This window comes from Priestia sp. AB (assembly GCF_028369225.1).
Lineage (GTDB): Bacteria > Bacillota > Bacilli > Bacillales > Bacillaceae_H > Priestia > Priestia megaterium.
In genome coordinates, this window is record NZ_JAQMYN010000062.1 from 1 (window position 1) to 664 (window position 664).

At 52.0% G+C, this 664-nt stretch carries 7 tRNA genes; all 7 read right to left on the minus strand.

What is annotated here, in order from left to right:
* Window positions 1-2 precede the first annotated feature (2 nt).
* Window positions 3-76: transfer RNA gene (locus POF52_RS30970), tRNA-Gly, on the minus strand.
* A gap of 11 nt (window positions 77-87) precedes the next feature.
* A tRNA-His gene (locus tag POF52_RS30975) sits at window positions 88-163 on the minus strand.
* Between the two features lie 10 nt (window positions 164-173).
* Window positions 174-249, minus strand: a tRNA-Phe gene (locus tag POF52_RS30980).
* Between the two features lie 8 nt (window positions 250-257).
* Window positions 258-333 (minus strand) — tRNA-Asp (locus POF52_RS30985).
* A 4-nt stretch (window positions 334-337) separates the two neighbouring features.
* A tRNA-Met gene (locus POF52_RS30990) sits at window positions 338-414 on the minus strand.
* 25 nt (window positions 415-439) lie between these two features.
* Window positions 440-532 (minus strand) — tRNA-Ser (locus tag POF52_RS30995).
* A gap of 27 nt (window positions 533-559) precedes the next feature.
* A tRNA-Met gene (locus POF52_RS31000) sits at window positions 560-636 on the minus strand.
* Window positions 637-664 lie beyond the last annotated feature (28 nt).

The following is a 664-nucleotide window of genomic DNA, read 5'->3' on the forward strand; positions in this document are numbered from 1 at the left end:
TTTGGAGCGGGTGATGAGAATCGAACTCACGACATCAGCTTGGAAGGCTGAGGTTTTACCACTAAACTACACCCGCGTTACTTAAGATGGGGCGACTGATGGGAATCGAACCCACGAATGCCGGAACCACAATCCGGTGCGTTAACCACTTCGCCACAATCGCCGTCTTAAAATGGTGGCTCGGGACGGAATCGAACCGCCGACACAAGGATTTTCAGTCCTTTGCTCTACCAACTGAGCTACCGAGCCAAACAAAATGGCGGTCCCGACGGGAATCGAACCCGCGATCTCCTGCGTGACAGGCAGGCATGTTAACCGCTACACCACGGGACCACTTTGGTTGCGGGGACAGGATTTGAACCTGCGACCTTCGGGTTATGAGCCCGACGAGCTACCGAACTGCTCCACCCCGCGATGATATGAATATGGTATAAATAAATGGAGGAGGAAGAGGGATTCGAACCCCCGCGGGCTTTGACACCCCTGTCGGTTTTCAAGACCGATCCCTTCAGCCGGACTTGGGTATTCCTCCGTATATTTATAACAAATGTAACTTATATGGTAGCGGCGGAGGGAGTCGAACCCACGACCTCACGGGTATGAACCGTACGCTCTAGCCAGCTGAGCTACACCGCCATATTATTCGTTACAATTATTTAATTTA